Source organism: Pararobbsia silviterrae (genome assembly GCF_003628125.1).
In the GTDB taxonomy this organism is placed as follows: domain Bacteria; phylum Pseudomonadota; class Gammaproteobacteria; order Burkholderiales; family Burkholderiaceae; genus Pararobbsia; species Pararobbsia silviterrae.
Map to the genome: position 1 here is coordinate 193,429 of NZ_RBZU01000006.1, position 23,218 is coordinate 216,646.

General features: G+C 63.2%; 22 protein-coding genes. 12 read left to right on the plus strand and 10 right to left on the minus strand.

Annotated elements, in window-relative coordinates; all coding sequences use genetic code 11:
- Positions 1 to 103 precede the first annotated feature (103 nt).
- From D7S86_RS15390 to D7S86_RS15400, 3 genes are all read left to right on the plus strand, one after another.
- A complete protein-coding gene (locus D7S86_RS15390; RefSeq protein ID WP_121087729.1) occupies positions 104 to 1,357 on the plus strand; it encodes an OmpP1/FadL family transporter in 1,254 nt (417 codons plus the stop codon).
- 108 nt (positions 1,358 to 1,465) lie between these two features.
- Complete coding sequence (locus D7S86_RS15395; protein WP_121087730.1) at positions 1,466 to 1,915, plus strand: YeeE/YedE family protein; 450 nt, start codon at positions 1,466 to 1,468, stop codon at positions 1,913 to 1,915.
- Complete coding sequence (locus D7S86_RS15400; RefSeq protein ID WP_121087731.1) at positions 1,912 to 2,355, plus strand: DUF6691 family protein; 444 nt, start codon at positions 1,912 to 1,914, stop codon at positions 2,353 to 2,355. Before D7S86_RS15395 ends, D7S86_RS15400 begins: the two co-directional genes overlap by 4 nt.
- A gap of 201 nt (positions 2,356 to 2,556) precedes the next feature.
- Here the strand turns inward: D7S86_RS15400 and D7S86_RS15405 are convergent, their stop codons facing one another.
- Entirely contained in the window at positions 2,557 to 3,306 is a 750-nt protein-coding gene (locus tag D7S86_RS15405; RefSeq protein WP_121087865.1) for an SDR family NAD(P)-dependent oxidoreductase, read from the minus strand.
- 194 nt (positions 3,307 to 3,500) lie between these two features.
- Between D7S86_RS15405 and D7S86_RS15410 the strand changes: the two genes are divergently transcribed.
- Positions 3,501 to 4,418 (plus strand): LysR family transcriptional regulator, encoded by a 918-nt coding sequence (locus D7S86_RS15410; RefSeq protein ID WP_121087732.1) that lies wholly within the window; start codon positions 3,501 to 3,503, stop codon positions 4,416 to 4,418.
- 34 nt (positions 4,419 to 4,452) lie between these two features.
- On the opposite strand, the gene D7S86_RS15415 is transcribed toward D7S86_RS15410, so the two are convergent.
- The 8 genes from D7S86_RS15415 to D7S86_RS15450 form a co-directional block, all read right to left on the minus strand.
- The gene (locus tag D7S86_RS15415) at positions 4,453 to 4,776 is read right to left on the minus strand and encodes a hypothetical protein (RefSeq protein WP_121087733.1); all 324 of its coding nucleotides are present in this window, start codon (positions 4,774 to 4,776) and stop codon (positions 4,453 to 4,455) included.
- A gap of 58 nt (positions 4,777 to 4,834) precedes the next feature.
- A complete protein-coding gene (locus D7S86_RS15420) occupies positions 4,835 to 5,281 on the minus strand; it encodes a MarR family winged helix-turn-helix transcriptional regulator (protein WP_121087734.1) in 447 nt (148 codons plus the stop codon).
- 171 nt (positions 5,282 to 5,452) lie between these two features.
- Positions 5,453 to 7,855: a TonB-dependent siderophore receptor gene (locus D7S86_RS15425; RefSeq protein ID WP_147432346.1), complete on the minus strand. Its 2,403-nt coding sequence runs from the start codon at positions 7,853 to 7,855 to the stop codon at positions 5,453 to 5,455.
- Between the two features lie 216 nt (positions 7,856 to 8,071).
- Positions 8,072 to 9,202 (minus strand): FecR family protein, encoded by a 1,131-nt coding sequence (locus D7S86_RS15430; RefSeq protein WP_158601972.1) that lies wholly within the window; start codon positions 9,200 to 9,202, stop codon positions 8,072 to 8,074.
- An 80-nt stretch (positions 9,203 to 9,282) separates the two neighbouring features.
- Positions 9,283 to 9,801 carry an RNA polymerase sigma factor gene (locus D7S86_RS15435; protein ID WP_121087737.1) on the minus strand — a complete coding sequence of 173 codons (519 nt, stop codon included), beginning with the start codon at positions 9,799 to 9,801 and terminating at the stop codon, positions 9,283 to 9,285.
- Positions 9,802 to 9,928: 127 nt separating this feature from the next.
- Positions 9,929 to 12,214, minus strand: a complete 2,286-nt coding sequence (locus tag D7S86_RS15440; protein ID WP_121087738.1) for a TonB-dependent siderophore receptor — start codon at positions 12,212 to 12,214, stop codon at positions 9,929 to 9,931.
- 575 nt (positions 12,215 to 12,789) lie between these two features.
- Positions 12,790 to 13,389, minus strand: coding sequence for a LysE family translocator (locus D7S86_RS15445; RefSeq protein ID WP_121087739.1), 600 nt, complete (start codon positions 13,387 to 13,389; stop codon positions 12,790 to 12,792).
- A gap of 101 nt (positions 13,390 to 13,490) precedes the next feature.
- The gene (locus D7S86_RS15450; protein ID WP_121087740.1) at positions 13,491 to 15,239 is read right to left on the minus strand and encodes a CocE/NonD family hydrolase; all 1,749 of its coding nucleotides are present in this window, start codon (positions 15,237 to 15,239) and stop codon (positions 13,491 to 13,493) included.
- A 203-nt stretch (positions 15,240 to 15,442) separates the two neighbouring features.
- Here D7S86_RS15450 and D7S86_RS15455 point away from each other — a divergent pair, with 203 nt between their 5' ends.
- The 6 genes from D7S86_RS15455 to D7S86_RS15475 all read left to right on the plus strand — a co-directional run bounded on the left by D7S86_RS15455 (position 15,443) and on the right by D7S86_RS15475 (position 20,614).
- A complete protein-coding gene (locus tag D7S86_RS15455; protein ID WP_121087741.1) occupies positions 15,443 to 16,327 on the plus strand; it encodes a TetR/AcrR family transcriptional regulator in 885 nt (294 codons plus the stop codon).
- A 421-nt stretch (positions 16,328 to 16,748) separates the two neighbouring features.
- Positions 16,749 to 17,162 (plus strand): FecR domain-containing protein, encoded by a 414-nt coding sequence (locus tag D7S86_RS15460; protein ID WP_240648192.1) that lies wholly within the window; start codon positions 16,749 to 16,751, stop codon positions 17,160 to 17,162.
- Complete coding sequence (locus D7S86_RS15465; protein WP_121087742.1) at positions 17,159 to 17,788, plus strand: OmpA family protein; 630 nt, start codon at positions 17,159 to 17,161, stop codon at positions 17,786 to 17,788. Before D7S86_RS15460 ends, D7S86_RS15465 begins: the two co-directional genes overlap by 4 nt.
- A gap of 55 nt (positions 17,789 to 17,843) precedes the next feature.
- On the plus strand, positions 17,844 to 19,328 hold the full coding sequence (locus D7S86_RS15470) for a CHASE2 domain-containing protein (RefSeq protein WP_121087743.1): 1,485 nt from the start codon (positions 17,844 to 17,846) through the stop codon (positions 19,326 to 19,328).
- Positions 19,329 to 19,352: 24 nt separating this feature from the next.
- The gene (locus D7S86_RS29150) at positions 19,353 to 19,568 is read left to right on the plus strand and encodes a hypothetical protein (RefSeq protein ID WP_147432347.1); all 216 of its coding nucleotides are present in this window, start codon (positions 19,353 to 19,355) and stop codon (positions 19,566 to 19,568) included.
- Positions 19,565 to 20,614 (plus strand): helix-turn-helix domain-containing protein, encoded by a 1,050-nt coding sequence (locus tag D7S86_RS15475; protein WP_158601973.1) that lies wholly within the window; start codon positions 19,565 to 19,567, stop codon positions 20,612 to 20,614. The genes D7S86_RS29150 and D7S86_RS15475 overlap by 4 nt, the downstream gene beginning before the upstream one ends.
- Here D7S86_RS15475 and D7S86_RS15480 read toward each other — a convergent pair.
- Complete coding sequence (locus D7S86_RS15480; protein WP_121087745.1) at positions 20,601 to 21,278, minus strand: antibiotic biosynthesis monooxygenase family protein; 678 nt, start codon at positions 21,276 to 21,278, stop codon at positions 20,601 to 20,603. The genes D7S86_RS15475 and D7S86_RS15480 overlap by 14 nt on opposite strands.
- Before the next feature lie 676 nt (positions 21,279 to 21,954).
- Between D7S86_RS15480 and D7S86_RS15485 the strand changes: the two genes are divergently transcribed.
- Both D7S86_RS15485 and D7S86_RS15490 read left to right on the plus strand, forming a co-directional pair.
- Positions 21,955 to 22,584, plus strand: coding sequence for a GNAT family N-acetyltransferase (locus D7S86_RS15485; protein WP_158601974.1), 630 nt, complete (start codon positions 21,955 to 21,957; stop codon positions 22,582 to 22,584).
- A gap of 350 nt (positions 22,585 to 22,934) precedes the next feature.
- Positions 22,935 to 23,213 (plus strand): hypothetical protein, encoded by a 279-nt coding sequence (locus D7S86_RS15490; RefSeq protein ID WP_147432348.1) that lies wholly within the window; start codon positions 22,935 to 22,937, stop codon positions 23,211 to 23,213.
- Positions 23,214 to 23,218: the final 5 nt, after the last annotated feature.

Here is a 23,218-nt window from a genome sequence, read left to right on the forward strand (position 1 = left end):
ATAATCTATAAAAAGCTTATGTGAAAAACTTGGTTTGAGCGCAAAGGTCCGATAAATAGACTCTGTTTCCGCTAGGCATTTCAAACATTATTCGGGGAAACGCATGAGGCTACAAGAGACCACCCGCGCGCTCGTCGCTGTCGCGATCGCGGCGCCGAGCTTGGCATGGGCCACCAACGGGTACTTTTCGAACGGTTACGGCGTCGCGTCGCAAGGCATGGCCGGCGTGGGCATCGGCTTGCCGCAAGACGCGCTTGCCGCCGCGGCGAATCCCGCGGGTATTGCGTTCGTCGGCGATCGCTTCGATGGCGACGTGAGTCTTTTCCTGCCGCAGCGCGGTGCGAGCGTGACGGGTAACGGCTATGGCGTGAACGGGAATTACGAGGGCAACAATCGCTCGATTTTCGCCTTGCCCGAATTCGGCGTCGCGTATCAGATCCTGCCCAACACATATGCAGGTCTTGCGCTCTATGCAAATGGCGGCCTCGATACGGGCTATGCGCAGAACCCGTATCGCGCGTTCGGCGCGACGGGATCGGCGGGCGTCGATCTTGAACAAGTCTTTCTCTCGCCGACGATCGCCTACAAGCTGTTCGACAAGCATGCGTTCGGCATCGGTCTCAACATCGCTTTTCAACGCTTCACGGCAAGCGGTCTGCAGCCGTTCGAAGGCATGTCGGTCGCGCCGGACAACGTGAGCAACCAGGGCGCGGATACGACCGTCGGCGTCGGCGTGCATCTCGGCTATACGGGGCAAATCACGCCGACGCTCACGGTCGGCGTCACATGGGCCTCGAAGATTCACGGCCGGTTCGACGACTACAAGGGCCTCTTCGCCGATGGCGGTTCGTTCGATATTCCGGAGAACTACGGCGTCGGTTTCTCATGGAAGGTCACGCCCGCGTGGACGATCGCGGCCGATTTCCAGCGCATTCTGTACGGCGATGTGAGTTCGATCGCGAATCCGCTGTCGAACCTGACGTCCGGCAATGCGCTATTGGGGTCGTCCGACGGCCCGGGCTTCGGCTGGCGCAATACGAACGTCATCAAGTTCGGTACGAGCTACGACGTGTCGAGCCACTTGACCGTGCGCGCAGGGTATAGTCATTCGAGCCAGCCGGTCGCGAGCAGCGAAACGTTCCTGAATATCCTTGCCCCGGGCGTCATCCAGGATCAGGCGACGGTCGGTGCGACATGGACGACCGACTCGAAAATTGCGCTCGGTGTGTTCTATGGACATGGATTCAAGAAGACGCTCGACGGCGACAATTCGATCCCGGCAGCGTTCGGCGGCGGGAACGCGAACGTGCATCTGGCCGAAGACGTCGTGGGCATTTCGTTCGGCAAGCAGTTCTGATTTCTGGTTCTTGAGGTCGAGTCGGATGCCACGCAGGCGCATGTCGCTTGCGTGGCATTGTGTCGTTGGTCGAATCATTCGCATCGCGCATCGGAGACCCTTGCAACGATGATCCCTTCGTTCACCCCCTGGAGCGCGCTCGTCGGCGGCGTGTTGATCGGGCTGTCCGCTTCGTTGCTGTTATGGTCGAGCGGCAAGATCGCCGGCATCAGCGGCATTGCTCGCCGGCTGATCTGGGGGCCGTGGCTCGGCGCGTCGTGGCGCGCGGCATTCGTGCTCGGACTCGTCGCGGGCGCCGCGGCGTGGTATGCGATCGCGCGTGCGACCGGACATATCGAGTGGCTGCCGCACGCGCGTTCCGGCTTTCCGCCGCTGCTGCTCGTGGCGGCCGGTTTGCTGACGGGCTTCGGCACGGCGCTCGCGAACGGCTGCACGAGCGGACACGGCGTCTGCGGGCTCGGCCGCTTGTCGAGCCGCTCCGCCGTCGCGACGTTGACGTTTCTCGTGACGGCCATCGTGTCGACGTATGTCGTGCGTCACGTGATGGGGATTCAATGAGCGCATCGAAACAGCTGGCGACATTCGGCTGCGGGCTGTTGTTCGGCGCGGGCCTTGCGATCTCGGGCATGACGCGGCCCGAAAAGGTGTTGGGTTTTCTCGATGTGACGGGACACTGGGACGGCAGCCTCCTGTTCGTGCTCGGCGGCGCCGTCGCGTGCACGATCGTTGCGTTTCGTTGGATCCTCAAGCGGCGCGCGCCGTTATTCGGCGGCGAATTCGATGTGCCGAAGCAGACCGCGATCGATCGCAAGCTCGTGATCGGCTCGATTGTTTTCGGACTCGGATGGGGCGCGGCCGGTTATTGTCCGGGGCCCGCGATTGCGTTGCTCGCGCAGCCGAATCGCGAAGCGCTCTATTTCCTGCCCTCGTTGTTCATCGGCTGGGGGCTGTATCGGTTCCTGTTTTCGAGGGCGGGGGCATCCGCAGGCAAGCGATAGCAGTGCGGTGCGTCGCCGGCTCCGCGAGGTGCGCGTCGAGCGCCGTCACGCGATTCGAGCGACGCCGCTCGCGCGTCTTGATTGACGCGAACGCGTCTATCGTCCGCGAAGCCCGGTCTTGCGAACCGCGCCTCGGCGCGCGGATTTGCATCCCGCGTCCGAGGCGCCGTTCAACGTGCCGGGTTTCGCTGCGGTCAGACTTCAGACCTGCGCCATGCCGCCATCGACGAACAGTTCGATGCCGTTGATGTAGCTCGCCGAGTCGGAAGCGAGGAACGCGACGGCCTTGCCGATTTCCTCGGGTTCGCCGACGCGGCCCAGCGGCACTTGCGAGGCGAGCGCATCGTAGAGGCCTTGACGCGCTTCATCGGGCACGAGTCCGTCGAGGCCCGGCGTACGGATCGGACCCGGGCTCACCACATTGACGCGGATGCGACGATCCTTGAGATCCAGCGCCCATGACCGCACGAAATTCCGGACCGCGGCCTTGCTCGCGCTGTAGACGCTGAAGTTCGCCGTGCCCAGAACCGACGTGGTCGATGAGGTCAGGATCACCGATGCGCCGTCGACGAGCAGCGGCAGCGCCTTCTGCACCGTGAACAACACGCCGCGCACATTGGTGCCGAAGATCCGGTCGAAGTGTTCCTCGGTGATCGCGCCGAGCGGCAACATGTCGCCGCCGCCTGCGTTGGCGAACAGGATGTCGAGCTTGCCGGCCTTCTCGGCGATCTGCGCATAGACCGCATCGAGGTCCGACAGCACGGCCGCGTCCGCGCGGATCCCTGTGGTGCCCGCGCCGATCGACGCGACAGCCGCATCGAGTTCCGCTTGGCGGCGTCCGGTGATGAACACGCGTGCGCCTTGCGCTGCAAGTTCCTGTGCCGTCGCGAGACCGATGCCCGTGGTGCCGCCGGTGACGAGGGCGATCTTTCCATTCAGTGCTTTGCTCATGATGTGCTCCATTGCGTGACGTTAAGTGAGGAAGAACATGCGCTTCGACGGTGGGCCTCGCTGTCCGGCGGGGCCGTCGTGCAGTGCATGGAACGTACTGTAGAGATCGGGCGTTTATGAATAAATAGTGGATAAACAAAATGACTATCCACGCATATGTATAATCGGGCGACCGATTTCGAGGAGCAGGTCGAATGGATCAGTTAGTGGCCATGCGCGCATTTGCGCGCGTCGTGGAGGCGGGGAGTTTTACGCGTGCCGCCGATTCGCTGGACATGCCGAACGCGACGATGAGCAAGCTCGTGCAGGAACTCGAAAGCCATCTCGGCGTGAGGTTGCTGCAGCGAACGACGCGCAAGGTCAGCGTGACGCCCGAGGGCCAGGACTACTACGCGAAGGCCACACGGATCCTGAGGGACATCGAGGACGTGGATGCCTCGTTCAATCTCGCTCGCGGCAACCCGCGCGGCAGTCTGCGCATCGACGTCGGCGGATTGACCGCGCGCGACGTGCTGATTCCGCTGCTGCCCGATTTCATGACGCGTTATCCGGACGTGAGAATCGATCTCGGCGTGGCCGATCGCGCGGTGGATCTGATCGGCGACAACGTCGACTGCGTGATCCGGGGCGGCGCGCTCGACGACTCGTCACTCGTCGCGCGCCCGATCGGAGACGCCGTGATGGTGACCTGCGCGACGCCCGCGTATCTGAAGCACTATGGCGTGCCCGCGTATCCGGAAGAACTCAAGAACGGGCATCGATTGATCGGTTACGTATCGGCGCAGAACGGCAGGGCGATGCCGTTCCGGTTCGAGAGCAAGGGCGAACGGATCGAGATCAAGATCGAGCCCCGTCTCGGCGTCAACGAAAGCAACGCGCATCTGGCGGCCGGTCTCGCGGGGCTCGGCATCGTGCAAACGTTCGCGCATGCGGCCCAGGCGGCGCTCGCCGAGGGCACGCTCGTCGAGATCCTCAAGAAATGGCGGCCGCCGTCGTATCCGTTTCACGTCGTCTATCCGCAGAACCGGTATGTCACGCATCGGCTCCGCGTATTTATCGACTGGCTGCTCGATGTGTTTCCCGACAAGGTTCGCGGGACACGCACGCGTTAAGACGTCTTGACGTGTCGCTCACGCGTGCCGCGTCTCACGACGACGCGCGTCCGCCGTGGAATCGCCCGAAGTGATGTGCCGCGAAGAGCGACATCAGCAGTCCGCCGACGAGCGCGCTGCCGACGTCGAGCGAGTCATGCAGATCGAAGTCTCCGACGCGGCACACCAGGATGTAGCCGACGACGAGATTGAACGTGCCCCAGAGGACGTTGACGGTCGACGACGACAAGCCTTCGCCCGGCGGTTTCGCGAACGGACTCTGGAATGCGCGGCCCATCGAGCCGCTGACGAGATGCGGGACGGCATTGGCGAGAACGGCCCCGCCGAAGAAGTACGAAACGCAATGGGCCCATGTCATATCGAAGACACCTCGTTGAGTGTTGAGGGGGACGCGGATTCAGAACCGGTTCGCGCGATCAATCGCGTTCGTCCTCGACCATTCGCGCGATCAACGCGCCGGCCTTGAACAACAGTGCTTGTTCTTGCTTGTTGAGCCGCGTGATCGCTTGCGCGAGCCACGCATGCTTGGCCTCGCGCGTGGTCCGTCGCAGCTTCGTGCCTTTGGCGGACAGCTTGATCAGCATTTGCCGTCCATCGGTCGGATGCGCATGACGCTCGATCAAGCCCATCGTGACGAGCGATGCGATCGCCGAGCTCATCGATTGCGGCTTGATGCGCTCGGCGCGCGCGAGATCCGCCGACGTCATGGCCCCTTCTTTTTCGAGCCGTGTGAGAACCGCCTTCTGCGTCCACGAGAATTCGCGGAGTTCGGGCGGTGCATCGGCGCGGATCCGCCGTACGAGCAGGCTGATCGCGAGCGCGAAGTCTTCGAGCGTGGGTTCGTGAGTCGATTCGTCGTCCATGGGGCGACTGTATAACTTATCAGTCTATCTGACAAGTTTACCTGTCGATGAGGAGAAGGACGGCGAGGCCGCGAGCGGATACGGTGCGTATGCGTATCAACACGCCGTTCCCCTCGTGACGCCTCTCGCGATATGAATGCGATGCCTGGGCGCGTGATGCCCGTGTTCGCCTCAATACCGCCAGGCGAGATTCACGCTGCCGTTGATCGGCTCCGCATAGAGTGCGCGATCGTATTCCATCGTCGCGAAGTGTTTCTTGTCGAGCGCGTTGTTGAGCGTGCCCGTGATGCTGAAATGCCGGTTCACGTCGTAGCGCACCATGAAATCGAGGTCCGCATACGCGCCCTGCGTCGCCGTGCCTTCGCCTTCGGCCGAGAAGCTCGTCTCGCTTTGCCAGCGCAGGCTGCTGCCGACGGTCAGCTTGTGATCGAAGACGGGAAGCTGATATGTCGTCGAGAGATGGAACGACTTGCGCGGAATAAACGTCTGCGCGGGCGCTCCGTCTTCGCTGACGATGCGCAGGATCGTCGCGCCCGCGCTGACGTTCCAACCCGGCGTGATGCGTCCCGCGACCTCGGCTTCGATGCCTTCCGACGTGGCATTGCCCGGCTCGTAGATTTCCTGCAGCGTCACCGGGTTCGGACCGACGTCCACGGCGATATTGCTCTGCTTGACGTGGAAGACCGACAGCGACGTATTGAGCCGGTTATCGAGGAAAGCCCCCTTGAAGCCCGTTTCGAAGCTTTCGCCTCGCGCCGGGCCCAGCAACTGCGAATTGGCGTTGAGCTCGTATTGCGGATTGAAGATCTTCGAATAGCTCGCGTACGCCGTGATGTCCTTCGTCAGATCGACCGTGAAGCCGACATAGGGTGCCGAGCCCGACGACTGCTGCGCGTAGCTCGTGCCGCTCGCGTCGCCGCTGCTGCCCGCCTGCGTGTAGTTGATGCCGAGCAGCAGATGCGCGCGATCGGTCAGGCTCCAGCGCGACGACGCATACACGGAACGCCGGATGTCGAGATATTCCGTGCTATAGGTCTCGCCATCCCAGTTCGGCTCGGGAAAGCTGCCCGCGAGCAAGACCGAGTAGGGCACGTCCACGCCGTCCGTATCGCCTTCCCCCGACGGATTGCTCAGCGACGAGCGCGAGTAGCTCGCGCCGACCACGATGTCGTGCGTGCGTCCGAACAGATCGATCTTGCCCGTCACGTTCGTATCGAGCGCGACCTGCTGATTCGATTCCTGCCACCATGACGTGTACGAGCTAAACCCGCTCGTGCCGTCGGAATTGAGCGCGCCGAGCGGATAGAAGATGTTCGCGTGGCTTGTGATGTCGTTCCACGCGACCGTGGTTTTCCAGGTCCACCGATCGCCGAGCTGTTGGGATAACTCCGCGAACGCGCGCTGTTCTTCGGTATTGAAGTAGGCCCAGTCCGGCGCCATGCTCGCGCTCGTGCTGTAACTCATCTGATTGCCGTTCGCATCGAGCAGCGGCAGGCCGCCCCACTCTGCGCCGCGCGAGCGGTTCGATTCGTAGCTGTACCCGATCGTCGCGACGGTGGTCGGCGTCAGGTTCGCTTCGACCACGCCGTAGACGATGTCCTTGCTCGGCTCATAGCGGTCGATATAGGAATTGCCGTCCTGATGCACGGCGACGAGGCGGCCCGCGACGGTGCCGGCCGAGTTCAGCGGTCCGGACAGATCGACGTCGATGCGCTTTGTGTCCCACGATCCGTACGAGACGTCGCCCGACGCCTCGAAATCATAGGTCGGCCGCTTGCGAATCAGATTGACCGTCGCCGACGGATTGCCGGTTTCGGCATTCAGTCCGTCCGCGCCGCGCAGGACTTCGACGCGGTCGTAGAGCGCCATGTCGATATCGCCGTACTGCGACTGGTAGATCAACGGCAGGCCCATGCCGTCGAACTGGAAGTTCGTGATCTGGAAGCCCCGCGACGTGAAGTCGGTCCGATCCGTTTCGTATTGGTCGACGGTCACGCCGGTCACATGCTGAAGCGCATCGTTGACGCCGTTGAGCTGGAAGTCGTCCATTTCCTGGCGCGTCAGCACCGAGACCGATTGCGGCGTGTCCTTGGGCGACAGCGCGATCTTCGTGGCGGCCGTCGTCGATTGAATCGTATAGGCGCGCGTCTGTTCCGTCGGCAGTTGCGTATCGCCGGCGGCGGTGACCGTGACCGACGGCAGCGTGATTTCAGCCGGCTGGCCGCTCGTCGTCCCGGCCGGCTCGATCGTGACCGTTCCGCCCTTGATCTCGGGCTTGAGGCCGCTGCCCGCGAGCACGCGGTCGAGCGCTTCGGCCGTCGTCATGCGGCCGTTGACCGCGGGCGCGGTCTTGCCCGCCACGAGCGACGGCTCGACGAGCAATTGCAGATTGGCTTCGCGCGCGAGCGTATTCAGCGCGCTGCCGAGCGGCTGAGCCGGGATCGAGAACGCGGCCGTCTGCGCGGGCGCCGGCGACGCGGCGGTCTGTGCGCGGGCGCTCGGCGCGCCGAGCGCGGTGACGGCCAGAATGACGGCCGCGCTCATGGCGGCCAGCGGAAGGCGAGGGTGCGACATCGACGACGTCTCCAACAGGTAGCGTAATAAGAACCATTACTGAAGAAGACGCACGACGTTCGCGGACCCTGACGTCGTTTGAAAAATTATTTCGCGTGCATGTTGGGCGGCTATGCCGGACGTGAGCCGGGGTATGAGTCCCGGCGCGAATTCGGGTGTGAATTCGAGTGTGCGTATGGACGCGCGTTCGGGCGCGCGTTCAGGCGTGAAGCGGCGCTAGCTCGCTCGCACGATTTCGATGACGCCGCCGCGCTGCCGCAGACGCACGGGAAGGACGCGCGGCAACGCACGGGCGAATCGGGTCGCCTCGTGAATATCGAAGCTGCCCGTCACGCGCATTGCGCCGATGGCCGGATCGCCGATGACGATAGGCGTCGCCGCGTAGCGTTCGAACTCCTGCAAGGCGCGCTGCAAGGTCGTGTTGTCGAACGAGACGCGCCCTTGACGCCATTCGGCGACTTCGGCGGGCGTGATCGCGGCGACAGGCCCCAGTGCGCCGCTCGCCAACGTGGCGACCGATTGTCCGGCCGTCAGATCGACGACGCGCGACGAGCCGTCGGCCGGCGAACCGTCGTCGCGCGAGCCGTCTTCCCGCCATGCGGACGCGACCCGCACGTGGCCTTCTTCGACATCGACGCGTACGTTGTCATGCTCGAGACCCGTATCCGTGCATCGAACGGCGAAGCGCGTGCCGACGACCGTGACCGTCACGGCGCGGGCCATCACCTTGAACGGACAATCCGGATTCGATGCGACGGCGAACATCGCCTGGCCGCGGATCAGATGCACTTCGCGGCGATCGTGAAACAGGCGGGCTTCGACGTGCGTTTCCGTATCGAGGTCCATCGTGCTGCCGTCGGGCAGCGAGACGGTCTTGACTTCGCCGCGCCGCGTTTCGTAGACCGCTGTGAACGTCGGGTTAGCTCGCCAGTATTGCCATGCGACGACACCCGCGCCCGTCATTGCGAAGGCGGCGCCGGCGGCCGCGAAGCGCGGGAAGAACGCGCGTCGGGCCGGTGACGCGGGCGATGCGCTCGATGCGTTTGATGCGCTCGATCGCCACGAGCGCGCGTGCACAGCGGGGTCGGTATGTGCGAATTCGGACCGCAGTCGCGCGATATCGTCCGCGGGCATCGCGTCGAGCACGCGCCAGACCTCGGACACCTGGTCGTAGGCTGCGCGATGCGCGGGATGCGCCGCGAGCCACGCGCGAAACGCCGCTTCGTCCTCGCGCGCGAGCCCGTCCCGACGTTGGACGAACCATGCCGCGGCGCGCGCGTCGATGTCGGTGCGTTCATCCGCGCGCGGTTCCGCACGGGCATCGTTGGGGAGGGGGGATCGATCCATCGTCATCTCGTCAGCGCGTCTTTCTATGAAGACGCGCGACGCAGCATAACCCTGACATTGAACTTGACCGGCATCGTGGGCTATTCGACGCCGTCCGACGGCTCGCGCGTCACGCCGTCGAACGCCGAGAGCTGCTGCTTGCATGCAAGCACGCCGCGAATGATATGTTTTTCGACCATATTGAGCGAGATGCCCATGCGCGCGGCGACTTCGCGCTGGCTGAGTCCTTCGAACTTGTGGAGCACGAAGGCCTCGCGGCACCGCGCGGGCAGCGCATCGACCGCGGCGACGAGCGCATGGGCGCGCGCCGACGATTCCCACGCGTGCTCGGGTTGATGTGATACGTCCGCGACGGGCTCGTCGATCTCCTCGAGTGCGTCGACGTGTTGCGTGCGCACGGTTGCGCGACGATACGTATCGATGACGAGATTGCGCGCCGTGCGGTACAGCAGCGCCCGCGGATCGGCGATAGGCGTGCCCGCGTCCCGCAGCGACAGGACGCGCACATAGCTTTCCTGCGTGATGTCCGACGCCATCTCGCCGTCCTTCACGAGACGCGACAGAAAACGCAGCAGTTCGCGGTGATAGCGTTCGACCACGGGATGTATGTGTGCGGAGGCCCGATTTTCCGGCGCGCGAGGCGTGCGCCGGGGCGGGCGTGTCTGTTCAACATGCCGGATCCGCGAGGCCGTCCGGTGTGCCGGGCGGCGCATCGCGGTCCCGTCGTCACCACTTGTAGTTCACGCCTGCCATGACCTGACGGCCGTATCCGTACGCGCACCACGAACCGTAGTAGCACGACGCGACGTATTCCTTGTTCAAGAGGTTCTGCGCGTTGACGTAGAGCGTCGAACCCTTGAGGTGCGACGACGCGCGGCCGAGGTCGTAGCGCAGCGTCGCGTCAACGAGGAAATAGCTCTGGACCTCGAACGAGTTGTCCGTGCTGTACGTCGTGCCCGTATAGCGTCCGCCCGCGCCGAACGACAGACCGGCGAGCGGTCCGCGATTCAAGGTGTAGTAGGCCCATGCCGACGCCTGGTTCTGCGGGATGGCGGCCACGTACTTGCCCGCGAGCCCGCTGTTGTCCTGGATGTACTTCGTGTCGAGATACGTATAGGCCGCCGTGACGTTCAACGAATCCGTGAGGCTGACCTTGGCTTCGAGTTCGAGACCGCGCGAACGGGCTTCACCGGTCTGCGTCTGGAAGTTCGGATTCACGAGATCGGTCGTCAGCAGGTTCGTGCGCGTCAGATCGAAGAGCGCGGCCGTGAACAGCATGTCGTACTTCGGCGGCGCGAACTTGATCCCGATTTCATACTGGTGTGCGCGTTCGGGATCGAACGCCTTGCCGGTGCGGCTCGTGCCGGCCTGCGGCGAGAACGACTCCGTATAGCTGACGTACGGCGCGAGACCGTTCGCGAACAGATACGTGAGGCCCGCGCGCTTCGTGAAGGCGCGGTCGGACTGGTTTTGCGCCGTGCCGTACGTATCGCTCAGCGTGTCGGTGTGCGACCAGTCTTGCCGGCCGCTCAACGTCAGCAGCCAGTTGTTCCAGCGCGCCTGGTCCTGCAGATACAGGCCATATTGCGTCGACGAGATGTGATTCATCGAGCCTTCGGGCGGCACGATCGGCAGGTTGTAATCCGGCGCATACATGTCGATCGACGGCGCCGAGCCGAAGCCCCACAGGTAGCCCGAATTCAGATGCTGGTAGTCGAAGCCCGCGAGCACCGTGTGCGTGATCGAACCCGTCGCGAAGTTGCCTTCGAGCTGGTTGTCGAGCGACACGGTGTTCAACGTGTCCGACGACATCGCGGTGCCGCGGTCGAGCGTGGTCAGATCGGATTCGAGCGCGCTCGCGTAGACGCTCTTGTAGTCCTGACTCAGGTGCAGATAGCGCGCGTTCGAGCGGAAGGTCCACGTGTCGTTGAGCAGACGCTGGAATTTGTAGCCGATCGATTCTTCAACGCGATCGAAGTTCTCGAAGTTCGGATCGCCGTCGTAGAAGTCGTAGGGCAGCTTGCCGTTCGGGTTCGGCAGTGTCGTGCCTTGCGGCGGCACGCTGCCGTACGACGTGCTGCGCGGATCGTGGTCGTATTTCGCGAGCAGCGTCAGCGACGTCTTGTCGTCGGGCCGCCATGTAAAGGCGGGAGCGATCGCGATGCGCTCGTTTTCGGTCGATTCGACCTGACCGTCTTCCTTGCGCACGAGGGCCGTGAAGCGATAGAGGTAATGATCGTCGCCCGCGATCGGACCCGAGAGATCGACCGTCGCCTGCTTGTGCGCGTAGTTGCCGAACTCGATGCCGATTTCATGCAGCGGCTGCGCGGTCGGCATCTTGCTTTGCTGGTCGAGCACGCCGCCTGCCTGGGCCGAACCGTAGAGCACGGAGACCGGGCCCTTGAGCACGTCGATCGTGTCCATGAAGTACGGATCGAACTGCGGCACGGCGTACTCGTTGTTGTTGAGCACCTTGAGGCCGTCGAGATACGTATCGGCGCTGAAGCCGCGGATCGTCAGCAGGTCGTAGCGCGTCGCGATCCCGCCGCGCGTTTCAGGCGTGACGCCCGAGACATATCGGACGGCCGCGTTGAGCGTCTGCGCATCTTGCTGGTCCATCTGGTCGCGCGTCACGACCGAAACCGATTGCGGCGTTTCGAGGATCGACGTGTTCGTCTTCGTCGCGCTCGTCGTGGTCTTGGCGACGTAGCCGTGCGTCGTGTCGTTTTGGGCGGTCACGTTGACGGTCGGCAGCGTGCCTTCGTTCGCATTCGCGCCGTTCGTCGTGGTGGAGGTCGACGTCGCGGAGGGCGTGGCCGCGGCGGCTGAGCTGGCGGGTGTCGCGTTGTCCGCGGCGTGTGTCGCGGGCGAAAGCGTCGCGCCGCCGAGCAGCAAGCCGATCGGGATGCTGCGCAGCGCGCGCGCGATGGCGGTCGGCCGCGGCCTCTGGATGTTTTCTGCCGCCTCGAGAGTCGAGTCGGGCGAGAAAGGACGGGACCGGCGGTCGGACATGAGGGCTCCTGCGTGTGCGTGATCGGTGAATGAACGGCATCGCGACCCGTGCGGCGCACGCTATGCCGGGCACGCATGCGTGCCGCGAAAAACGCGAGTCGCCGGGTCGTCAGTCGAACGCCGAGTGAAAGCGGGCAAGGGCGGGAAAGATCTCCCAACCCTCATGCGGTCTCAGTCGGCGATCTTATAAATGCGAATGAGTTGCGTTTATATTCCAAAATGAGAGGATTCTCAATAATGAAGTTGAAAGTTGCGTGTATTTGGGAGGAAAGGTGTGGGTTTTTCGCGTCAGCCTGTCCGGCGCGGCCTCGAACGGCCGATCACGTGGGGCGGGCGGACGCACCGGCGGCGCTGGGCTTTGCGCTCGACGACGCCCGTGGGCGGCCGTATTTCACGGCTCGGACGGGCGGTCGGAGTGGGGTGCCGGGGAGAGGCGGGACGGATTTCGGAGCGTGCCGAGTCGAACGAGACAGGCGTCGTTCACCGCGCCTGAGAGGCGGCTCAGGCCGTGCGCAGCCGACTCGGTGTGGGTCGCGAAGCGCTGCGCGGGCTTCCGCGCAGCGTTCGCATCTCGCCTAGCGAATCGCCGACCACGCGACCGTGACGGAAAACGCGGCGAGCACGACTGAAGCGCCGCGCAGCACATAGATCGGCTTGAGCCATGCAAGCCGGCCCTTGCCGAGTTGCGCGCCGAACGCGACCCAGAGCAGCCCGATCGGGAACAGCAGCACGAGAAAGCATCCCATGATCTCGACGTATCCCGAGACGCTGGCGAACGCCGCTTTCGGAAACAAGGTGCCGCCGAACAGAATCGCCTTCGGATTGAGCAGCGTCGCGACGAACAGCGTGCGCATCTCGACGACGCGTTCCTTGCCGTCTGCGAGATCGAGCGTCGCGCTCCACATGCGCACGGCGAGATACGCGATGTAGACCGCGCTGAGCAGACGCACGGTCCACGGCAGCCACGGCGTCGCACGCGCCAGTTCGAACAGGAACAAGCCCCAGAACGAGATCGCGATCACATAGCCGGCGCACTCCGCCAACGTGAGCCGGGCCGAACGCCTGAACCCGCGCGCAAGACCCGCGGCGGCCAGCAGCGTGTTCGTCGGACCCGGCATCGCCAGCACAAGGACGACGCCCAGCAGAAACAAACCGACTTCGTTCAGGGAAACCATAGCGTCTCGTTGTTCGAAGAAGCCGCATTGTCGCATCGGTCTTCTGACAGATTCGCGGCAGCACGCGCGAGATCGAGCAAGGTACGTTCCCGGCGCCGTGCTTATCGTGGCGTCATGACGGGCAGGATCAGGCGCGACGACGACAGGATCGTGTTGAGGCTGCTCGTGCCGACGCTCGCATGCCGGAAATTCAGCATCGCTGGGATCTCGGGGGCCTGATCGTCGCTCGTGAGCATCAGTCGTATGCGATGGCCGGCTTGGAATCGCCGGGCCGTGACGACGAACGGCAAGCGATATCGAACCGTGACGCCGACAGGTACAGATTCGAACTGCGTACACGGAAGCACGGGTGCGCCGATCGTGCTCGCGGCTTCGTCGACCTTGCGCAGGCTCGCGCGCATGAATCCGGCCGTGACTTCGGTGATCGCGCCCGACGGATCGATATCCTGGATGAGCGCGATCCAGGCCGTGTCGGGCGCGGTGCTGATCGCGTCGAAGGCCAGTTCGGCGTAGCCGACGACATCGAGATCGCTGTCGAGCGGCGCGCTGGTCCAGACGAGATGTGTCGCGGGATCGGCGACGCTCGGCCGTTCGCGATTGAGGCCGGTGCCCCAGGCCATCGATCGGCGCGAACCCGGTATGCCTTCGTCTCGATCGAGCGTGCCGTCCGCGCGCAGCGCGAGCGCCCGATGCTCGGTCTGCCTCGGCGGCCACGTATCGGTCGTGCGCCACTGCGCTTCGCCCGGCATCCAGTAGCGGATCGGATCGCCTTCGAGAATACCGGTGTCGCGCCCCTTCAGCCATTGATCGAACCAGGCGAGCGCCTCGATATGCAGACTCTCCCACGGCCACGCGAGGCCGTGTTCGCCGAGCATCGCCACGCGCACGTGCGGGCTGTTGACGAGGGCGTGCCAGGCCCGGAACGTCGAAGGAAGATGCATCGGCACGTTGTCCCAATCGCAGCCGAGATAGACGGGCACGCGTACACGGTCGAGCAACGGCAGCAGGTCGCGTTCGTCCCACCATGCGTCGCGCGCCTGATGCTCGACCACGCAGGCGCGCCAAAGATCGTCCCACGGATGCGGATCGTGATGGAGCTTGAGCAAGACCTTGAGGCCGGCGATGGCGGCCTCGCCGTTCATCGTTTCGAATCGCTTGTGGATCGCGGGCAGATGGAGGACGCGGCGGGCCGCGTCGATGAGCCGGTTGCGAAAGAAGCCGCTGCCGTGCGCCGACGTCATGCCGATCATCGACAGATAGGGCGTCAGAAAGCTCGTGCTCGCGAGCCCGTGATGCATGGCGGCTTCATAGAGATCGATCGTCGTCGCGACGGGAAAGAGGGCCTTCAGATGCGGCGGTTGTTCGACGGCCGCTTCGAGTTGCGTCATCGCGAAGTAGCTGATGCCGACCATGCCGACCTGCCCGTCGGACCATGCCTGCGTGCCCGCCCATTCGACGAGGTCGTGCATGTCGCGCCGTTCTTGCGCGTCGAAGAAATTGAAGGTGCCGCCCGAACCGCCCGTGCCTCGTACATTCGCGATGACGTGGACGTAGCCGCGCGGCACGAAGAAATCGCTCGCGCCGGCTTCGATAAAACCCAGCGGCGCGCCGAGATTCTGGATCTGGCGTGGATACGGCGACGCGGCCACGAGCACGGGATAGCGTCCCGGCGTGACGGGCCGGAAAACGTCGACGCGCAGTTCGACACCGTCGCGCATCGTGACGGCGACGTCGTGCTCGGACGTCATCTCGTACCGCGGCGTCGAGAGATTTCGATAGAGACGGCCCGTCGTTTGAGGGCCGTTGAGTTGACGCTGGCCGGGTTCGGTTCCGGCGATTGCTGCTGACATGTGCTGCTCCATCGAAGCGGTCCGGTCGAGACCGTCGTCATTGATGACCGTCGCGAAACAGAGCGGTGCATGTGCGTCTTGCGCGCATGCACCGGGCGTCCGTTCGCGGGCCGGACGCGGATGAAGTAGAATGAATCCTATATGAATTTGAATTCAAATTCAAATTTATCGTCGAGATATTTCTCCGGGACACGATCCACACCATGGCCACGCATGTTCAGAAGACCCCAGCCGCGCGCACGCAGCGCGCATCGCGGCCCGACGGCGCCGCGACGCGTCAGCATCTGCTCGATATCGCAGGACAGGTGTTCGCCGAACGCGGCTTCGCCGACGCGACGAGCAAGGAGATCTGCGAGCGGGCGGGCACGCCGATGGCATCCGTGAATTACCACTTCGGAAGTCGCGAGGGGTTATACGAAGCGGCGTTGATCGAGGCGCACACGCATATCGTCGGCCTCGAAGAGCTTGCTGCGCTCGCCGAGGAATCGGCGGATCCGCGCGCGAGATTGCGCGCCGTGCTGGAGCGGCTCGCGAAATTGTCCGCTAACGGCCCGGGTTCGTGGACCTATTTGTTGGTCCTGCGCGAGGTGTTGTCGCCGTCGGGAGCCATTACGGCGCTTATCGAAAAAGCCGTGCGGCCGAAGGCCGCGTTCATGCTCGAACGCGTCGCGGACGTCATGGGGTTGAAGCCGGACGACGCGGCCGTGCAGCGCGCGGTCCTGCTGACCGTTCTGCCGTGCATCGCGATGATGATCGCGCCGCGCAAGATTCAGGCGGCCGTGCTGCCCGCCGTCAGTCAGGATCGCGGCGCGCTGGCCGACGATTTCGTGCGTTTCGCGATGGCGGGCATCGACGCGCTGGCGGCAGCGCATCGCGACGAAAAATCCGATGCAGAAGAGGGACGGCCCGTTAAGGGACGACCCGTAAAGGGGCGAGTTGCTAAAGGGCGAGCTGTTGAAGCGCCACTTGCTAAAGAGCGATCGGCAAAGGGAGGGGCCGCCAAGGTGCATGCAGATCAAGCGCCGGCGGCCAATACGCGTCCGGGCAAGCCAGCCGTCGAGCAGCTCCGCAAAAAGCCGCTCAAATAGCCGTTCAAATCGCCCTAAGCAAGTGTATTGCTCGTCGATTTATGTCTTATTTGTGACGCATATATAACGTGTCACCGACAATGTGCTAACAAATCCGCTAACAAATGGATGTCATATCTCTAACTAAAGAGCAGGCTTCCTAAAGGCGGTGTCAAAGGCCTCGAAAAAACACGCGCGAGATCCGACTAATTCCGGATAGACGCGCGAAATCCGATCGAATAGAAATCTGCACCTTGCAAAAAAATGTGTGAATGCGTGCGTGTGATGCGCACTTATTGACCGTGCACAATCGCCGCTGGCGGCGAGCGGCTTGCATGGTCGATCATTTCACGCGCTGACTTTCTACGCACTCATGGGGCGGATTCTGATGCGAAGCGGTGCTCTTCACTATGCGGTGTGTGTCCTGTGCGGGCTGCAAACGATGTCCGACGCGTGGGCGTCCGATTCGATCGGCGTCGTCAAGACGGTCAAGGGCGTCGTCCAGATCGAACGCGCCGGCAAAAACCTTGATGCGGCGATCGGCAGCGATGTCTTCAACGGGGACCGTATCGTGACGGGCGCGGCTTCGTCGGTCGGCGTGACCTTGCGCGACGATACCTTGCTGACCGAGGGCGCGAATTCGACCTTGTTGCTCAATCATTTCGCGTTCAACACGACGACGTACGACGGCGCGCTCGACGCGACGATCAAGCGCGGTTCGCTGGCCGTCGTCGACGGCCGGCTCGCGAAGGCGAATCCCGATTCGGTCCGTTACAGCACGCCGACGACGACGCTCGGTGTGCGCGGGACCGAATTCATCATCGAAGTCGGCGGTGACGCGGAGCACGCGCAATGAGCCCACGTCTGCACGGTTATCGGATCCTCGCGGGCGCGACCGCCTGCACGCTGATGCTCCTCGGTGCATGCAGCACGCCGCCTGACAAGATCACGTTGTTGCCGAATCCCGACGGCAGCGTCGGCGCCGTGATCGTCAAGACCGGCAACGGCACGAAAACGCTCGACAAGGCGTACACGCAGGTCGCCGTCGACAAAGGCGGCGCGATCGAGCAGACCGCCGATACGCAGGCCGGCGTGCAGGCCGGTGTGCAAAGCCGCTATCACGACTTGCTGGCCGCGCAGCCGCCGCGCCCGAAGACTTATACGATCAATTTCGTCTTCGACTCGGCGACGCAGCTTGCGCCCGAGTCCGAGGCCACGGTGCAGAAGCTCAAGGCCGATCTCGCGAGCTGGCCGGCGCCGCATCTGACCGTGGTCGGGCATACGGATCTTGCCGGTTCGCAGGAATTCAACGACCGGCTTTCGCTGCAAAGAGCGAAGACGGTGGCCGCGTTTTTGATCAAGGCCGGCATTCCCGCGCAGCAGATCGAAACGGCGGGGCGCGGCAAGCGGGAGCCGGTGCTGCATACGGCCGACGGCGTGCCCAATCAGGCGAACCGGCGCGTGGTCATCACGATTCAATGAACACCGTCGCGCACGACCGCAAGACGCCAACCCGCACGAACCCGGTTCCGCCGACATGAAGCGTTATCTCGCCGAGACGTTGTTGTTCATCAAGCGGATGCTCGGGGCGCGCAAGGGACGCCCGGCCGCGCTCGTGATTCTGCTGCTTCTGAGTCTGATCAATCTGTGCAGCGAGTGGCCGCGCGACGTGTGGCGGCCCGCATTCGTCGATGCATTCGAAAAGCTGATTCCCGACTCGTTCGGCGCGCCGCGCGAATTGTTGTTCGATCACTATCAGCGGCGCTTTCCGCGCATTCCGACGTCGGAGCCCGTCACGATCGTCGAGATCGACGACAAGACGCTCGCCGCGACCGGTCAATGGCCGTGGCCGCGCAACCGGCTTGCGGCGCTCGTCGATGCGATCGCGGCGATGCAGCCCGTGGCGATCGGTCTCGACATCTATATGCCCGAGCCCGATCAGACCTCGCCCGACAAGGTGGCCGACAATCTTCCGCCGGCCGAAGCCGAACTCGCCGCGCGGTTGCGCAAGCTGCCGAGCCATGAAGCGATGCTCGCGAAGTCGCTCGCCGCGGTGCCGACGATTCTTGGCGCGGCCGCGTACGATCACGCGGCGTTCGCGACGAGCACGGATATGCGCAGCGTCCCTGTACTTGTGCATGGCACGGACCCGCTCGACAAGGTTCAGCGCTTCGATCACGTGCTCGCGAGCCTGCCCGAGTTGCAGGCCGCGGCGCAAGGACAGGCCATGCTCAACGTCGCGCTCGAACAAGGGACGGTCCGGCGCGTGCCGATGGTCATGGCGCTCGGCGACAAACTCGTGCCGAGTCTCTCGATCGAAATGCTGCGCGTGGCCACGGGGTCGCCCGTGCTGGACGTCTATGCGGATGCCTATGGCGTGCAATCCGTGGGCGTCGCCGACGTACGCGTGCCGACGCAGCCCGACGGCGATTTCTGGCTTCATTTCGCATCGATCCGTACGACGCAAAACCGCTACGTCTCGGCGCGCGACGTGCTGCAAGGCCATGTATCGCCCGAGCGCATACACAACAAGCTTGTGCTGATCGGGCTTACGGGCTCGGGCTTGACCGATATGCGGACCACGGTACTCAATGAACTGGTGCCGGGCATCGAGATTCAGGCGCAGATCATCGAGTCGATTTTCGAGGGTCGTTATCTGCGGCGTCCCGCGTGGCTCAAATGGGCCGAGTGCGCGTTCACGCTGACATTCGGTTTGTTGATGATCTGGTACGTGCCGCGCGCGGATTCGCATCTTGCGCGCTTCATGCGCACGGTGCCCAAGGCGTCGGCCGTCGTCGGCGTGGGTCTGAATCTGCTGATTCTCTGGAGCTGTATGGTGTTGTTCCGCGCATTCGGGTTGCTGGTCGATGCCGCGTCGATTTTTATTATTCTGTCGGCCGTCATGGGCAGCTTCTTTTCGACGGCGCTCGCAGACGGCGACGCGCGCCATAAGACGGCGCCTGCGCCGACCGCTTCCGATGATCATGGGCGTATCGGTCGGACGCCGGAGTCGCCGGTCTGACACGCGCCGGCGAACGGATACGCAATGCATAGGCTGGCGCGCGTGCCGCGCGATCATCGTGTCGCCGCGTTTTTCAATGCGGGCTTCGTGGTTTTTGCTTTACTTCCTTTTTCTGGCCGGTTACTTGTTTTATTTGCTTGCGCTTATTCGCTTGCAGCCGCGATTGCACGCATGATCGCCCCCGCATTTGCATACACGATTGCATCCGCGCTCCGCTACGCATGTCCGATATCCCGATGAATGCAACGGCTCGACCTTCCTTGCTTGCGCCCGCGCCGACGAGTCGATCGGCTGGGCATGTCGATGAGCGTCTCACGTGGCTCGACGTCGAGACTCGGGATGCCGACGATGCCGCCGGCATCCAGCGCGGATGGATGCCGATCGAATACGACCAGATCGATGCGGGCGCGTTTTCGGGGCGGTTCCGGCAACTCGGATTTCAGGACATGCTGGTCGCGGCGGAACGGCAGAACCGGACGGTGCTCAAGCAACAGTATTTCCCGTCCGAATACTGTACGGTCAGCTTGATTCGCTCGGTCTCGGGGCAGGGACGGTGCGGCCTCGACGCGCTGACGCCGGGCAGTATCGGTTATATGCCGGGCGACAAGGACTATGAGGTGCTGTTGCCGCCGAGCGAGATCGTGTTCTTTCGCATTGAACAGGAGCGCTTGCTGAGCGCGGCCGATACGCTCGGCTATGCATTGCCCGGCGCGGGGCGTCAGATGTTGTTTCTGACCGACCTCGATTCGAGCGGCATCGACGACATGGCCGAGACGTTGATGTCGATCCAGCGTTCGGATGCCGCGGCGCCGTTCGCGCAGGTCGATCATGCCTATCTGAACAAGGTCATGCTCGATCGGATCGTCGGCATGCTCGTCGATTCGACGGCGCGTTCGGCGCGCATGCCGTGGATCAATGCGCATCGTGTGACGCGGTCGGCGCAGGCGCTGATCGACAGTCAGAGCGACGAACCGGTGACCGTCATGACGTTGTGCGAAGCGCTCGGTGTGAGCCGCACGTTGCTGCAACGCAGTTTTCTGCAGATTTACGGCGTGTCGCCGCTCGCGTACTTGCGGGCGCGGCGGCTCAACGGCGCGCGCCGCGCACTGAAGGCCGCACGCGGCACGGATGCGACCGTGGCGGCGATCGCGATGCATTGGGGCTTTTTCCATTTCGCGCGTTTCTCGCAGGACTATTTCCAGCAGTTCGGTGAATTTCCGTCGGCCACGCTCGGCCGTGGGGTCCGGCCGAAGCGCGACGTGCGAGCGGAGCCTAAGCGGGGTTGAGGCGCGCCGGGGCGAAATACTGCGGCGCCTCGCGACGATCGAACATGCCGTATTCGCGGATGATCCGGATGCGACGCGTGCGTCTGTCATCGGACGCCGTCGCGCGGCGCTCGTCGGCGTCGGCCGCCGCCTGGTCGCGCCACGTCGCGACGGCGACGATATCGCCCGGCGACTGCAAGGCATCGAAGACGTCCCATGCGACGAGGCCCGCCGCTTGCGTATCGAGCCCCAGCGATTGCGCGACCGTGTCGGTCCCGACCTCATGGACCCATTCGGGCACGCGATGCCCTTCGATCAACGTCACTGCCGTTCCCGCGCCCGTCTCGGTGACGTCAAGTCGTTGTTCGAGCAGCGCGTGTCCGGTGGGCACATGCGTGTCCGCGACGACCTGGCCGATACGCAGTCGATAGTCCGCGAATACGCGGTCACGCGCGGCTTGTTGAATCTTGTGATGTTGGGGTGTCGTGCGCCAGCGGATCAGCGACTTCTCGTCACGCCATGTCGACAACGACAAGAGCCATCCGTTGCGAGTCAGACTCGCGTAGCGCGCGTTGTCGACAAAGCCGTCGATCTTTTCCAGTTCGGTTCTCAGCATCTTCGCCATGCCGAGATACGTGTCGAACTGTTCGGGAATCGGGTTCACTTCAAGCATGGCCGAGAACATGACAGCCTCCTTCGTTTCGATTAGGGATGCGATGTAGTCCCGCGATCGAATGTACGGTGCACATCGCTGTCTTCATTCGCGCATCGCCAACGCGCTGCGAATGAGTTGATTCTCGGAGCGCGGGTCGATTTATCAAAGCGCAAACAGGCGGCGTATACCGCCAAAAAGCGAACGTTTATTGCCAAGACGGAGGTGTGGAAATCGATAGGTATCAAAGACCGAAAAAGTGCTTTTTCGGACTGTGAACGGAGATGACGTGGGCATCACGCAGTTGTTGTCATACCAGGCCTTGCCCGAGCAGACGTAAGCCGATTGGAAGTCGCGATGCCGCACATGCGCCGGCAAGGTGCTCATGCGCTAACGAGTCGTGCCGACGACTTTTCTTTAACGCAGCTTGCACAACATCAGTACTATTTGCTGACTGTGCGCTCTGCCTCATTCGAAAAACAGTCGGGAATTCGCAACGCCGTCGACGCTGCGTACAGTCAACCTACTAAATTCGGATAGACCCTCCGACACGCCGCAGCGTACAGTTTTCTCATTCGTAAGCCGATTTAGGGAGATCGAGTCGTTATTAAAAACGACGCTTGACGATTGCACTAACGGTATGCGCGCGCCACATCGCATCACACGGATATCGGCCGCGCTTCGACGACTGTTGATCAACGAGGGCGTCGTGAATCTCTCCACCTATACGATTCGGCACTACCCGACGCATTTGATCGATGTCTGGTCGATGCGTAACGGGACAAAGATTATTGCGCGTCCGGTTCTGCCGCAAGACGGCCCGATGCTGAGCGACATGATCGAGCGCGCGTCGCAGGCATCCCGCATCCATCGATTTCATTCACCGATCAACGGGCTGACGCTCGCGCGCCAGCGCGACATGACCGAAGTCGACTATCAAACGCATCTTGCGCTGGTATTGACGGTCGCCACGTCGGAAGGCAATCGGATTATCGGCGAGGGACGCTATGTCGTCGACGACACGCCGGATCGGCATTGCGCCACGTTCGCGCTATCGATCGTCGACGACTGGCAGCAACGCGGCCTCGGCACGCGAACGATGACTTTGCTCATGGACGCCGCGCGCGGTGCCGGCGTGCGCTGGCTGCATGGCGACGTGATGCAGGACAATCTCGCGATGTTGAAGCTCATGCGTCGCGTCGGTTTTTCATGCACGCCCAATCGAAACAGAGAGCGGCTGATTGACGCCGAGGCCTTGCTCGATAATGCGGGCGGCCGCGCGATCCAACCGACCCTCAAACGACGCTTTCGCTCGCTACGGCATTTCGCGCGCGCTTAGGTTCTAATCCGCATACATATACCGCATTTTCGGTATTTTCATCCGCCCCTCGGACAGACTATCGTTACGCGCGGGGCCGACGTCCCCGCGCGCGTGTTCGATCCGCGCATGGCGAGGCCTCTTGCTCGAGGTCCACGCACCTTCCGGATCGATGTAATGCACGGAAAGGGGGACGTTACCCCCTGCTTGAGCAGACGCGAGACAATCGCGTCCGCGTCACCGAGCAGGGTTGCGATGCGCGATGTGCCTGCGAAAACGGGCCCGTCGTACGCCCACAAAAGCATCGTGCAAGACCGCTGCGTTCGGTAAACCAATAAAAACTGGGAACTATGGCGAAGAGGAAATCGACCGTGCCTACGGTTGCACGGTTTTCATGGGGTAGCGACTTCAATATGCGGGTCGCGCGAGCGGGCGCGCATGTCAGCAGCATCCGCGATAACGCGCTGGCCGTGGCTGAAATGACGTCCGCCATCGATGCGATCGAAGACAGTTACGGTCCGGCCGCCAAGGTCTCGTTCGTGCTGCAACTGATCGAACAATTCGAGGCGCGCGGCGCCATGCATCTCGCCGAGGAACTGCACGCGCTGATGGCGCCAGGTTCGGCACCGTTGCAGATCGCTGCGCGCTAAGACGG